We start from the raw sequence: 14957 nt of genomic DNA, 5'->3' as shown, positions 1-14957 counted from the left end.
TTTTATATTTTACCACCTCACATTTTTTTCTATTTTTACGTATATCTCGTATTTAAATGAAAAAAAAATCCCCTAAATTATACGTTGTAGCAATAGGTGCCTCTGCTGGAGGGTTAGATGCTATTCAACAACTTTTTGATAATGTGCCCGAAAACACAGGAATGGCTTTTGTGGTCATACAACACTTATCACCAGACTTTAAAAGCTTAATGCCTGAGTTGTTAGCCAAGCATACAAAAATGAAAATTTTTACTGCAGAAGACAAACTAACAATTCAACCTAACTGCATCTATTTAAATCAACGAAATAAAAACCTACATATAAAAGGAAGAGAACTATATCTACTTGATAAAGGCCCCAAACATAATATAAACTTACCTATAGATATTTTCTTTCACACTTTGGGAGAAGAATATAAAGAAAAATCAATTGGGGTTATTTTATCAGGAACAGGTTCAGATGGTTCAAGGGGAATTAAAACCATAAAGGAAGCTGGCGGAGTTATTTTTGTTCAAGACCCTACTACAGCACAATTTGACGGAATGCCTAATTCTTCAATAGCAACGAGATTAGTTGATTTTATTTTAAATCCTAAAGAAATTGCCAAAAGATTTAATAGTTTGCTAAATCCTACTTTAATAATTAATACCGAGAATGTACTTCCAGAATCTAATGAAATATTAATTACTAAAATATTACAAGAGGTACATAAATATTCTGATATTGATTTTAGAGAATACAAAAAAAACACACTCTTAAGAAGGTTAGAAAAACGAATGAACATCAATAATATTGATGAAGTACAGAATTATTTTAACTTTTTAAAAAATAATGAAAAAGAAAAAGAAATTTTAAAACAAGATTTTTTAATTGGTGTAACTAGATTTTTTAGAGATACTGAAGCTTTTAAAACATTAAATGATAAAGTAATCCCAGAAATATGTACTAGAAAAAAAAGCTCTGAAACAATACGAGTATGGGTGCCTGGCTGTTCTTCTGGTGAAGAAGTCTACTCTATTGCAATGTTATTAGACAACTACATTCAATCTCAAAGACTAAACTTAAACTTTAAAATATTTGCTTCTGATATAGATCCTAGAGCTATTACAGCAGCTAGTGCTGGTACTTTTCACATTAATGTTATAAATGAATTAGACAGTTTTTACATAGATAAGTACTTTACCAAAACAAGTGATAAAATTAAAATTATAAAAAGAATAAGAGAGAAAATTGTTTTTTCTAGTCACAACCTAATTAAGTCTCCTCCTTTTATTAGAATGGATTTAATTTCATGTAGAAACTTACTTATTTATTTAGATAATAAAGCACAAAAGAAAGTTATGTTTAACTTTCAATTTGCGTTAAATAAATTTGGTTATTTATTTTTAGGAAATAGCGAGTCTTTAGGTGAAGTATCTAAGTTATTTAAAACAATAGACTCTAAATGGAAAATTTATCAAAATATTTCTGACACCAAACACATTCCTATCCAAAATACTCCCTCAGGAAGAGTCCCCTCAATACTATACAACAATCCTCCTGAACAAGTAGCTACACAACCTATTTATAGATTTAAAGAAAATCCAGAAAATATATTTCATAAATATTTAAGTAAAAAATTTAGTCCTTCTTGTATCTTTTTTGATAAAAATTTTAACATCATATACATTAAAGGAGATGCTGGAAAAAAACTAAATCATACAGAAGGAATATTTGAAAACAACCTCTTAAAAATTGTTGACGATCACCTTTCATCCATTATTAGAAATGCGGTACACAGATTAGAGGAAGAACATAAAGATATTATAGTTAAAAATGTAATAAGTAAAAGCATAAAAGGAAATTTTTCTTTTGATTTACATCTCCATAAACCAACTGATACCGATGAACTAAACGAACTTTATATTTTACAATTTGGTGAGGAAAAACAAACAGACGACTATGTTGTTATAGAAAATGTCCCTATTGACAGGATCTCTAAACAAAGAATTGAAGAAATTGAAGACGAATTAAAATCTACAAAAACAGAACTACAAAATGTAGTTGAAGAACTAGAGACTAGTAATGAGGAGTTGCAATCTTCTAATGAAGAGTTAATGGCTTCTAATGAGGAATTACAAAGTACAAATGAAGAATTGCAGTCTGTTAATGAAGAGTTATATACTGTAAATGCTGAACTTCAAGAAAAAAACGAACAATTAATAAATCTAAACAATGATATTACCAATCTATTAGACAATACAGATATTGGTACTCTTTTCTTAGACAGGGAATTGCATATTAGAAAATATACTCCTGCTATTAGAAAACACTTTAACTTAAAAGAAACTGACATTGGAAGGTTAATAGGAAGTTTTGCCTCAAATTTTAACGAACAAACAAGACTATCTCTTATTAGTGATGCAAAAGAAGCACTAGAAAAATTAACAGCCATAGAAAAAGAAATTGTAGATACTGATGGTTATTATTACTTATCTAGAGTTAGCCCTTTTATTACTATAGATAAAAAAATAGATGGCGTTATTATTACGTTTGTTAATATTACCAAATTAAAAGAAACAGAAATAGAACTTGCAAATACTGAATTAAGATATCATAACTTATTTAAAAACTTAAATGAAGGGTTTGCCAACGCAAAAATAATTACTGATGAAAAAGAAAACCCTATAGATTGGGAGTATTTAGCTGTTAACCCAGCTTTTGAAAATCAAATAGGTATTAAAGAAAAAGATTTAATAGGAAAACCATTTTTAAAAACACATGCACAAATTAAAGATGATTCCATAAACTGGATTAAAATCTATGGCCATACAGCCCTAACAGGAAAAGAACAACTAATAGAATACTATAACAATCCACTAGACAAACACTATATTGTAAGAATTTTTTCACCTAAAAAAGGGGAATTTGCAGCAACCTTTGCAGATATTACAGATATTAAGAAAAAGGAAGCAGCCTTATCTAAAAACGAGAAAGAACTTAAAAGAATTCAAAGCCTAACACAGGTTGGTAGTTGGTATTTAGATTTAGAAACGGGAGATGTAACCTGGACAGAAGAATTATATAAAACTTTTGGTTTAACTCCACAATCTAAACCACCATCACTAAATGAACAACAAAATTTATTCTCTCATAAAAGCTGGGAATTATTAACCCATTCTATTACACAAACACAACAAACAGGTGTACCATATGAAATTGAATTAGAAATAATTTCTGACCAAAAAACAAAGGGATGGCTTTGGGCAAGAGGAGAAGCTGTAAAAAATAAAGAAGGTAAAACAATTGCTTTAAGAGGTGCTTCTCAAGACATATCTGAATACAAAAGCATTGAAAATGAATTAGTCATAGCTAGACAAAAAGCTGAATCTGCCAATATTCATAAAAACTATTTCTTGTCAAATATGAGTCATGAAATTAGAACTCCTATTAGTGGTATTATTGGTTTTTCTGAATTATTAAAAGATAGTAATATTACTAATCAAGAAAGAATAAATTACATTAATATTATTGATGGAAACTCTAAACAACTTTTAAGTTTAATTGATGATATTATAGATATTGCCAAAATTGAAGCAAATGAATTAACTATTTTACCAAAAGAATGTAACATTTCAAAACTAGTACAAGATATTGAAGTTAATTTTAATCAATTAAAAATAGACAAAAATAAACCTCATCTTAAAATAAAATCATACGTACCTAAAAACGCTAAAGATTTAATAATACTAACAGATCCTCTTAGAGTTAGACAAGTAATAACTAATCTATTAGGAAATTCTTTAAAATTCTCTGAAAAAGGGGAAATTTCTTTTGGATTTGCATTCAATCAAAATGAAGTTGAATTTTTTATAAAAGACCAAGGAATTGGTATTCCTGAAAACAAATTAGAGGAAATATTTGATCGTTTTAAACAAATAAATTACAACGAAAATGCTAAATATGGCGGAACAGGTCTAGGCTTAACTATTTGTAGGGGAATTGTTAAAAGCTTGGGAGGACAAATTAACGTATCGTCTAAACTAAATAAAGGAACTACATTTACATTTACAATTCCCGTAAAAAAAACACAAGAAAAAATTCAACAAATAAAAACAGTTCAAAAAACAGATAGCAATTCTTTCTTAAAAAACAAAACCATATTAATTGCAGAAGATGATGAAATTGTAAAACTATTATATTCTAAATTTTTTAACAATATAGAAGTAAATACCATATACGTATACACAGGTAGACTAGCTGTTGATGAATATAAGAAAAATTCAAACATTGATATTGTTTTAATGGACATTAGAATGCCTGAAATGAATGGTTTTGATGCTACTGCTGAAATTATTGAGTTTGATTCTAATGCAAAAATAATCATGCAAAGTGCATATGCTATGCATGATGAAAAGGAAAAATGCTTTAAAATTGGTTGTGTAGATTATTTAACCAAACCAATAAACAGAACTGAATTATTTAAAGTTTTACATAAATGGATATAAAAATTGTTTTTATAAAAATAAAATCAACTAAAAACTTCTCACAAAAATGAGAGGTTTTTTTATAATAAACCAACACATCAAACTATAAATATTCATCTAAAATTTTATATTTGCACTACCTAAATAACAATCATGCAATACAAAAGAATACTATTAAAATTAAGTGGTGAAGCTTTAATGGGAGATAATCAATACGGTATTGACCCTAAAAGATTGGCAGAATATGCTCAAGAAATTAAAGCAGCTGTAGATACAGGTTTAGAAATTGCAATTGTTATTGGTGGTGGTAACATTTTTAGAGGTGTCTCTGGTGCCGCTCAAGGAATGGATCGTGTACAAGGAGATTACATGGGAATGCTAGCAACTTGTATTAATGGAATGGCTTTACAAAGTGCTATTGAAGCAGCTGGAGTTCCTACCAGATTGTTAACAGCCATTAAAATGGAAGAAATTGCAGAACCTTTTATAAAAAGAAGAGCTGTAAGACATTTAGAAAAAGGTAGAGTAGTAATATTTGGAGCTGGAACAGGAAACCCTTATTTTACAACAGACACCGCTTCTGTATTAAGAGCTATAGAAGTTCAAGCTGATGTTATTCTAAAAGGAACACGTGTTGATGGTATTTATACTGCTGATCCAGAGAAAGACAGTACTGCAACTAAGTTTGATAGTATTTCTTACAGAGATGTATTAGACAAGGGGTTAAAAATTATGGATTCTACAGCCTTTACTTTAAGTGAAGAAAATAGCCTTCCTATTTTGGTTTTTGATATGAATACAAAAGGAAATCTTCAAAAATTAATTCAAGGAGAAAATATAGGTACAATAGTTACAGATAAATAATATACAAGATGAACGAAGAAGTTACATTTATTATTGACAGTGCTAAAGAAGGAATGGATGCTGCCATTGCTCACTTAGTAAAAGAATTTGGAAACATTAGAGCAGGTAAAGCTAGCCCTGCTATGCTAGGAAGTGTTATGGTGAATTATTATGGTTCCCCTACTCCTATTGCACAAGTAGCAAACATAAACACTCCAGATGCACAAACTATTACTGTGCAACCTTGGGAAAAAAATATGATTCCTGAACTTGAAAAAGGAATTATAGTAGCCAATTTAGGTTTTAACCCAATGAACAACGGAGAACATATTATTATTAGTGTACCTGCGTTAACAGAAGAAAGACGTAAAGAATTATCTAAGCAGGCTAAAGCCGAAGCTGAACATGCCAAAGTCAGTGTACGTAACATTCGTAGAGATGCTAACAACGATATTAAAAAAGTGGAAGTTTCTGATGACGAAAAGAAAGTTGCAGAAGATGATATACAATCTTTAACAGATGCTCACATCAAAAAAATTGATGAAGTCTATGCTATAAAAGATGCTGAAATTATGAAAGTTTAAAATTACTTTCTCTAATAAAAACATAGAGCTGTCTAATAAAGTACCTAGTTACTTAGTTAGATGGCTTTTTTTATATATTTTTACTCCCTTTACTCAATTCTTTCTTTTTTATGAAATTTTGGAATACAGTTGCTAGAACCATACTTACCCACAGAGTAGCTACTATTGTAATTATAGCAATTATTACGGGATTGCTAGCACTACAATTTAAAAATGTTAAATTTTCTTATACCGAGGCAAATTTACTTCCCGAAGACAATCCTGTAAATTTAGAATACGATAAATTCTTAAACATTTTTGGAGAAGAAGGAAACATTATTGTGCTAGCCGTAAAAGACAGTACTCTTTTTACTGACGTAAACAAATTCAACAACTGGATTGCTTTAGCCGATAAAATTTCATCTTATAAAAAAGAAATAGAAGGAGTAATATCTTTCAGTAATATAAAAGAATTAAAAAAAAATGTTGCTGCTCAAAAGTTTGAATTAACTTCTATTTTTAACAAAAAAAAATACACTCAACAAGAGGTAGACAGTATTAGCAATCATATTTTTAATGATTTACCTTTTTATAACAATCTCTTGTTTAATAAAGAAACAAGAACTGTACAAACAGTTGTGTATGTAGACAAGCAAATTGTTAACACAAAAGTACGTTCAGATTTTGTTAAAAATGTTTTTAATCCATTAATCAAAAAATTTAATAAAGAAAACAACTTACAAGTTAGAGTTTCTGGAATGCCCTACGTTCGTAGTATGAATGCTGCCAGTGTAAAATCAGAAATGGGAATGTTTGTTGCTTTAGGCTTAGGAGTTACAGGATTTATTTTCTTTTTATTTTTTAGATCTCTTAGAGCCACAGCCATTACTTTAGCGGTTGTAATTATTGGTGTTCTTTGGTCTTTTGGGTTTATAGGGTTATTAGGATATCAAATTTCTATTTTAACCGCTTTAATCCCTCCATTAATTATTGTTATTGGTGTACCAAATGCCATTTTCTTAATTCATAAATACCAACAAGAAATACATAAACACGGAAACAAAGCAAAATCTTTACAACGTGTTATTACAAAAGTTGGAAATGCCACCTTAATGACCAACTTAACCACCTCTGCTGGTTTTGCCACTTTTATTTTTACAAAAAGTACTATTTTAAAAGAATTTGGAGTCATTGCTTCCATAAATATTATGGGAATATTTTTAATTTCTCTTTGTTTAATTCCAATACTTTATAGTTTTATGCCTTTGCCTAAACCAAAGCATTTAAAACATTTAGAAAAAAAATGGTCTAGTACAATTATTAAGGCAATGACGGGTATTGTTAGAAATAAAAAACCTTTGGTTTATATTATTTCTTCTATATTATTATTGGTAGCTATTTTTGGGACATTACAAATTAAAGTATCTGGTAGTTTAATAGAAGATATGTCTAAAAAAACACAGTTTTACAAAGACATTGTTTTCTTTGAAAAAGAATTTGGCGGAATTTTACCTCTTGAAATTTTAGTGGATACTAAAAAAGAAAAAGGGGTTATGAATTTAAGTACCTTAAAGCGTATTGATAAATTAGAAGAAGAATTTAAAAAAATTCCTGAATTATCAAATCCTATGTCCATTAACAACTTGGTAAAATTTACCAAACAAGCTTTTTATAATGGGAATCCTGATTTTTATAAATTACCTACTTCACAAGAAAAAAACTTTATTCTAAGCTATACTCAAAACTCTGGAGGAGACACCAATGCTTTGGCTAATATGGTTGATAAAACTGGTCGTTATGCTAGGATTACCACTTTTATGAAAGATATTGGTACAGAAAGAATGGAGCAAATTCAGAATGAATTACAAGTTATTATAGATAAAAACTTTCCTAAAGACCGTTACAACGTAACCATGACAGGGAAAGCTTTGGTTTTTGTTAAAGGAACCAATTACTTAATACACAACCTAATTATATCTTTAGGTTTAGCAATTGTATTAATTGCCGTATTTATTGGAGGGTTATTTAAAAATGCTAAAATGATTTTAATCTCCTTAATACCAAATGTTTTTCCTTTGGTATTAACTGCTGGATTGATGGGATATTTAGGAATTCCTTTAAAACCTTCAACTATTTTAGTCTTTAGTATTGCTTTTGGTATTTCAGTTGATGATACCATTCACTTTTTAGCAAAATATAGACAGGAATTAATTGCGAGTAAGGGAAAAGTTAGAAAATCGGTATACAAAGCTATAAAAGAATCTGGAATTAGTATGTTCTACACTTCTATTGTATTGTTCTTTGGTTTTTTAGTTTTTATCATTTCCAGTTTTGGAGGAACAAAAGCTTTAGGAGGATTGGTTTCAATCACCCTTTTATTTGCCATGATTTCTAATTTAGTCATATTACCTTCTTTGCTACTAACTTTTGAAAGAACCATCAATAAAAAGAGAAAAAAAACTAAGAAAGAATAGTTTTTTATACCATAAACAATAATGGTATTATAATAAATAGAAAACCTCCTAAACTTAGTTCAGGAGGTTTTCTATTTTCTGTAAAAATACTTTATAAGCTTTATTTACATAATAATTTAATTGATTTTGTTGCTTCGGAAGTTTTAATGGTAACAATCCAAATACCTGGTTCTAAATCAAAATCATCATTCTTATTTATTGTTAATTTTTTAACCAAAACTCCTGTAAAACTATAAACACTTATATCTGCTTTTCTATCTACATTACTAACATAAGCCTTTGTTCCAACAGCAATAACATCTATTGATAATTTAGAACTATTAGAATTTACTGCTGTTACGGTAGTACGACCTGTATTACTATCAAAAGATGATATAATTTCTTTACCTGATGCTGGAATAATTTTAGCATCGTTTACATATGCTGTAATATTACTTGTATAATTTCCTCCTGTTAATGTTAAAACTCCAGTATCTATATTAATTTCAGACCCATCATATATTGATATACTTCTTACCGTTACATTTCCTGAGTTTATATTTACCGTAGCATCACCTCCATATTTACCTAAAAACATATCAGATTCACTACTTAATAAACCTCCGTTTATATTAGCCTCTACATCATAACCAAAACCTAATGACATATATGATCTTGAATTAATAGTTCCTCCATTTACATTTAGAACTGAATTTGCTTTAACCCCAAAATCTACTCTATTTCTCAGATTAAAATCTGCTCCTGTATTAACTGTAACTGTTCCTGAAAAGTAACTTCTGTTATAAGTCCATAACTGAGCAGATACCGTTAAGTTAGCTTCGCTTTCTAATGTTATGTTGTTTACATATTTACCAGGATGATTGGTGGTTATTTGAGGGTCATTTACCATATTAGGTATTTTTAACTCATCACTCCCTGTTGGCAAAACACCATGATTAAAATTAGATGCTATTGCAAAATTATTACTTGTTATACCCAACCATGTTAAATTAGATTTTGTAGTATTGATATTCGCTTGAACAGATCCATCTGCTAAATAATAACTTAAATTAGCAGGCTGATTATAACCTACATTTTGAGTGGCTACTTGCATTCTGTATGCTGGATTATGCATTAAAGTATATACTTTGTGGGTCGTAGGAATCCATGTTGAAAAAATGACAAATGCACTATTGTCTGCTTTTTTAAAAACAATTTCTTCTCTCCAATCTCCCAAAATATCAGCAACCAAATTAGCATCTTGTTTAGAGGAGTGTATAGAAGATGCCCCATAATACCATCCTGTAAAAATTCTGCCTCCATGATTTACATCATCTACTCCTGTATCTTTTCTTAATTCTCTTTCTAAATCTCCATCAAAATAAACAGGTTGATAATAAGCATTATACCCATAAGTTAGTGGATTTCCATCTACATCAAATACCGAACTATGATCTGAAACTCCATTGTCAATATAATCTCCAATTACCGACATTTCAAAACCTCTGTTATTTTCGGTAATATCAGCTGCCCAAGCACGACCTACATCAGCAGGGCTTAATACTTCCCATAAAACTTGACCTGTAGCTGCATCTCTAAAAGAAAACCCATAAGTACCATTTTCATGTGGTTGAAAAAATTCTAAACCAGGTCTATCTGGATCTAAATCTCCCAAAGCATGAGCATCTCCGTGACCTCTACCAGTAGTGTATAACCCTACTCCATCATTATCTATAGCACAAGCTCCATATATCAGTTCATCAGAACCGTCACCATCAACATCTGCTACAGCCAAAGCATGATTACCTTCTCCTCTATATTGTCCTCCTGTATAATTATCACTATCAAAAACCCACTCTTGTTGAATATTATTTCCATCCCAAGTATAAGCTCCCATTCCTATTTTTGTGTATATCCCCCTAGTAAAAACCATCATAGGTCCCTTAACAGCATCGTGTAATATAGCTCCTTTAGTTGAGTTTGCTCTGTGACCGTAATTATCTCCCCAAGTATCTTCCATATCTTCTAATGGCCCAATTGGAACAGGCCATTCTTTAGTATCTAGTTCCGCACCTGTTAAACCATCAAAAACAGTAAAATAAGCAGGATCTTCTACGATTCTTCCCGCAATTCGTTGATAAATTTTAGTATTATCATCTGTAGCTGCAGGACCTTTGCTTAGGTGATTTCCTAATCCGTCTATAGCTCCAGCTGCAGTTTGACAAGTAACTTCAGCTCTTCCATCACCATCAAAATCATATACTAAAATTGAAATTCCATTATAAATTACATTAGGTCCTAAATTTATTCTCCACAAGTGATTTCCTTCTAAGTCTATAGCATCTAAATAAGGAACATCTTCTCTTGCTCCTTCCCATTGAAAAATGAATTCATAATCTCCATCTCCGTCTAAATCACCTACAGACATATCTCCTGGTGTTAAACCCGATGCAGGAGCAGTTGGAATTGGAATTTCTAATCTTGCCAAATTAGGTTTACCCGATTGATATGCTGCTGCATATGGCCATACACTAACTTCCGAAGAGAGTTCATTTCCTGATGAAAAAATAGATTCTACCTTATATAAATCTGAGGAAGTACCTGCTGGATCTTCATAATTGGTTGAAGTGGTGATAGGATTACTATTTAGTTTAATATTATTTTTATATATATTAAACCCTATGGAGGCATCATCAGTTCCTAACATTCTCCATGAAAGGAAAACTCCAGTATTAGTTTCTAATGCAACCAAACCTCGATCCAAATATTCCATTGGCCTTTGTGCATAGATTAAAGACATTTTTAGAAACAAGAATAACATTACTTTGAATAAAGTGAGTCTCTTAAGCGTAAAAGATTTTTTCATTTTTGACATTTTTTAAATAGTTTAATTAGTTAGTTTATAACATTTATAAAAATTGTGGATAATTACCATAAACACAATCATTAAATAATTATACAATTCATAAAACTAGAACTAAACAATTACCAAAACCATATCAAAAACAACAATTAAATATCAAAACCATTAAAAAACACATACTAATCATCATATTTGAATATAAAAATCATTCCCTATTTAAAATAAAAAAAACCACAATAAACTAATAACTGCTTATTGTGGCTTCTTTAAAATAATAGTTTGAAAAAACTAATTATGTACTCCGTAATTAATTAGTTGTAAATGTCCATATCTGACCTTGGGTTTTAGCTCCATGATTATCTTTTACATCAACTTTCCAATAATATTGAATCCCTGCTGTTAGCGAAACATCAAAACTATTTGTTACCTGATTTTCAGATACCATTGTCTCAGGTTCACTTAAAGTACCAAAGTATACATCATACGTTAATACATCTGCAGTATCAACATCACTAGCGGTCCATTGTAAAGTTGCTGTGGTTTCATTAACACTGGCATTATAGCTAGGGCTTACCAACGCAGCTGCAAAAGGTAGGTGATTACTTTTTCCATTCCCCTCTGTATATAATTGATAAGTCGTGGAATATTCACTTGAATTATTTTGAGAATCTGTTGCCTTAACTCTCCAATAATAACTTACTCCTTTTTCTAAAGTAACATCAACAAGTCTAGGCACAATATTATCTGTATATTCTATGGTATTAAATTGATTATCTTTTGAAATCTGAATTGTATAACTAATAGCATCTCCTTCAGGATCAGAAGACCTATTCCATTCAAACCTAATATTATTATCTATACATAATAAATTGTTTACAGGAGCTTTAATATTTGGTTTTGTAGGAGCTTTATTATTTCCTGTTTCACCTCCTATAACCTCTCCTTCTGAGCCTCCACAAGAGAATAAACTTACTAAGGCTATTAAATATATATATTTTTTCATTTGTTTATTGTTTGATAATTTTTAATACTACTGGCTTTTGTAACAATACTTTTACAAAGTACACTCCGTTAGCATTTCCTGCTAAATCTAATGTTGCTTTTCCGTTAACAATAGGATAAGAATTTGATGAAATTCTTGAAACAGCATTGTAAACCTCTATAACAACTACATCTTTTGTACTAGGCACAAGAATATCAAAAACACCATGAGTTGGATTTGGAGTTGGAATCATTAATTCATAAAAATCTATGGTCTTAGTTATGGTACCTTCGCAATTTTTATCAGTTATTACCTCAACTGAATCCCCTTGATTTACAGCAACTGTAAAAGATGATTCAGAGGTTTCTAATGTTTTTTGACCATTTACAAATACTTTATATGGAGCAGTTCCTTGTTCTACTTCCATTGTTAATACATTTTCTTGAACTTTTGAAGTCACCTCTATTGTTCCACCTGCTTCAATAGTTACCGAATAACATTGTTTAAAAGAAGTATTAAGAATATAAATACAAAATTCATAATCGTCTGGAGTTAAATCTTCAAGGGTAAATGTTTCTGTAAACTCATAAGTATTATCCTTCATTTCCAATACATAGTTATACTCATCTGTAGCAGTAACTACTATTTTTCCATTATTACTTCCTAAACACGTTTCACTAACAGTTTCAATAGTAAAATTATTGTTAGGAATATCTAAAACAGTACAGCCCTTTTCATCAACTATGTCTCCTTCAGGAGTTTCTGGACATTGATCTTCAATATTAACCACTCCATCTTTATCATCATCATCATTAGACCTATCTGCTTTTATAGTGGTAATGTTTGGTTGATATGAAGCATAGTCTGGTAAATAATAGCTTACATTAGGCACCTGATTGTATCCTATATTTTGACTAGCTACTTGCATTCTATATGCAGGATCGTGCATTAAGGTATATACTTTATGTTGAGTTGGAATCCAAGAAGAAAATAATACAAAAGCACTATTATCAGCCTTTACAAAAATGAGTTCCTCTCTCCAATCTCCTAAAATATCTGCTACCAAATTAGCATCTTCTTTAGTAGAGTGTATTGTATTAGCTCCGTAATACCATCCTGTTAAAATTCTACCTCCATTATTCACATCATCTACTCCTGTACTATTTCTTAACTCTCTTTGAATGTCTCCATCAAAATACACTGGTTGAAAAAATGCATTGTAATAAATGTCTGGGTTTAATAAATTTCCTTTAACATCAAACACAGAACTATGGTCATCTCTACCATCATCCACAAAATCACCAACAGCAACAATTTCAAAACCTCTATTTGCATCAGTAAAATCTCCTGCATAAGCTCTTCCTACATCTGAAGGACTTAAATACTCCCATAAAATTTCCCCTGTTGCAGCATCCCTAAGAGAAAGTCCATAAGTAGCATTTTCATGAGGTTGATAATATTCCATTCCAGGTCTATCAGGGTCTAAATCTCCTAAAGCGTGAGCATCACCATGTCCTCTACCTGTAGCATACAAACCTAATCCGTTATTGTCTATAGCACAAGCACCGTACATTAACTCATCAGAACCATCTCCATCTACATCAGCAACTGTCACCCCATGATTCCCTTCTCCTCTATACATTCCATCAGGATAATCATCACTATCAAACAACCACTCTTGTTTTAAAGTAGTTCCATCCCAAGTATAAGCTCCCATACCTATTTTAGAATAAATTCCTCGGGTAAACACCATTAAAGGTCCTTTTACTGCATCGTACAACACTGCTCCTTTGGTTGAGTTCGCTCTATGTCCATAATTATCTTCCCAAGTTTCTTCCATATCCTCTCTAGGACCTATAGGCACAGGCCATTCGGCTGTTGCCAACTCAACACCTGTTTGACCATTAAAAACAGTAAAATAAGCATGATCTTCTACTATTCTTCCAGCACTTCTTTCATAGATTTTAGAATCATCATCTGTAGCTGCTGGCCCTTTACTTAAATAACTTCCTGACCCATCTATTGTACCTGGTCCTGTTTGACAAGCCACTTCGGCTTTACCATCTCCATCAAAATCGTACACCAAAATGGCTAAACCATTGTATATAACATTTGAACCCAAACTAATTCTCCACAAATGATTTCCTTGTAAGTCTATAGCATCTAAATACGGATTGTCTTCTCTACCACCTTCCCATTGAAAAACAAGTTCGTAATCTCCATCTCCATCTAAATCTCCTACAGACATATCTCCTGCTGTTAAGTTTGATGCAGGAGCTGTTGGAATAGGGATTTCCAAACGTGCCAAATTATCTCTTCCAGCATCTATTGATGGGGCATAAGGCCATGGTTTGATTTTTTTAGTCATTTCATTTTCACCACCATTTACAATGGTTTCGACTTTATATTCATCCTGAGCATCTCCTTTAAAATCTACAAAATTGGTCTTATTAGTAATTGGAGAAACGTTTACCTGTTCATTATTTCTATATAGATTAAAGGCTACATTTGAATCATCTGTTCCCACCATTCTCCATGACACAAAAACTCCTGTTTGAGTTTCTAAAGCCACCAAACCTCTATCTAAATATTCCATAGGTCTTTGTGCCTGAAGTGAGAATATTTTTAATGTAAAAACAAATACCAAGCAAATGTTTAAACTGGTTACAGCTTGTTTTTTTGCAAAGATTTTTCTTTGTAAAATGTTAAAAATAATGTTTATCATACTTTTGTAGTTAATTAATTTAATTCATGTTTCTTTAAACAATAAAAACCTTGTTTCTACAA

At 30.7% G+C, this 14957-nt stretch carries 7 protein-coding genes; 4 read left to right on the top strand and 3 right to left on the bottom strand.

Going from position 1 to position 14957, the window contains the following annotated elements; translation table 11 throughout:
- Positions 1 to 56 precede the first annotated feature (56 nt).
- From ACXGQT_RS14935 to ACXGQT_RS14920, 4 genes are all read left to right on the top strand, one after another.
- Positions 57 to 4487, top strand: coding sequence for a chemotaxis protein CheB (locus ACXGQT_RS14935; RefSeq protein WP_457829372.1), 4431 nt, complete (start codon positions 57 to 59; stop codon positions 4485 to 4487).
- A 132-nt stretch (positions 4488 to 4619) separates the two neighbouring features.
- On the top strand, positions 4620 to 5330 hold the full coding sequence (gene pyrH / locus ACXGQT_RS14930; protein ID WP_457829371.1) for a UMP kinase: 711 nt from the start codon (positions 4620 to 4622) through the stop codon (positions 5328 to 5330).
- Positions 5331 to 5338: 8 nt separating this feature from the next.
- Positions 5339 to 5893, top strand: a complete 555-nt coding sequence (gene frr / locus ACXGQT_RS14925) for a ribosome recycling factor (protein WP_457829370.1) — start codon at positions 5339 to 5341, stop codon at positions 5891 to 5893.
- Between the two features lie 110 nt (positions 5894 to 6003).
- On the top strand, positions 6004 to 8346 hold the full coding sequence (locus ACXGQT_RS14920; protein WP_457829369.1) for an efflux RND transporter permease subunit: 2343 nt from the start codon (positions 6004 to 6006) through the stop codon (positions 8344 to 8346).
- 100 nt (positions 8347 to 8446) lie between these two features.
- On the opposite strand, the gene ACXGQT_RS14915 is transcribed toward ACXGQT_RS14920, so the two are convergent.
- The 3 genes from ACXGQT_RS14915 to ACXGQT_RS14905 form a co-directional block, all read right to left on the bottom strand.
- Entirely contained in the window at positions 8447 to 11125 is a 2679-nt protein-coding gene (locus tag ACXGQT_RS14915; protein WP_457829368.1) for a rhamnogalacturonan lyase family protein, read from the bottom strand.
- A gap of 370 nt (positions 11126 to 11495) precedes the next feature.
- A complete protein-coding gene (locus ACXGQT_RS14910) occupies positions 11496 to 12191 on the bottom strand; it encodes a glycoside hydrolase family 78 protein (protein WP_457829367.1) in 696 nt (231 codons plus the stop codon).
- A gap of 4 nt (positions 12192 to 12195) precedes the next feature.
- Entirely contained in the window at positions 12196 to 14895 is a 2700-nt protein-coding gene (locus ACXGQT_RS14905) for a rhamnogalacturonan lyase family protein (protein ID WP_457829366.1), read from the bottom strand.
- Between the last annotated feature and the right edge of the window lie 62 nt (positions 14896 to 14957).

The sequence above is a fragment of the Wenyingzhuangia sp. IMCC45467 genome, from assembly GCF_054111205.1.
The sequence above is the reverse complement of the archived record's forward strand: the minus strand, read 5'-3'. Positions and strand labels throughout refer to the sequence as shown.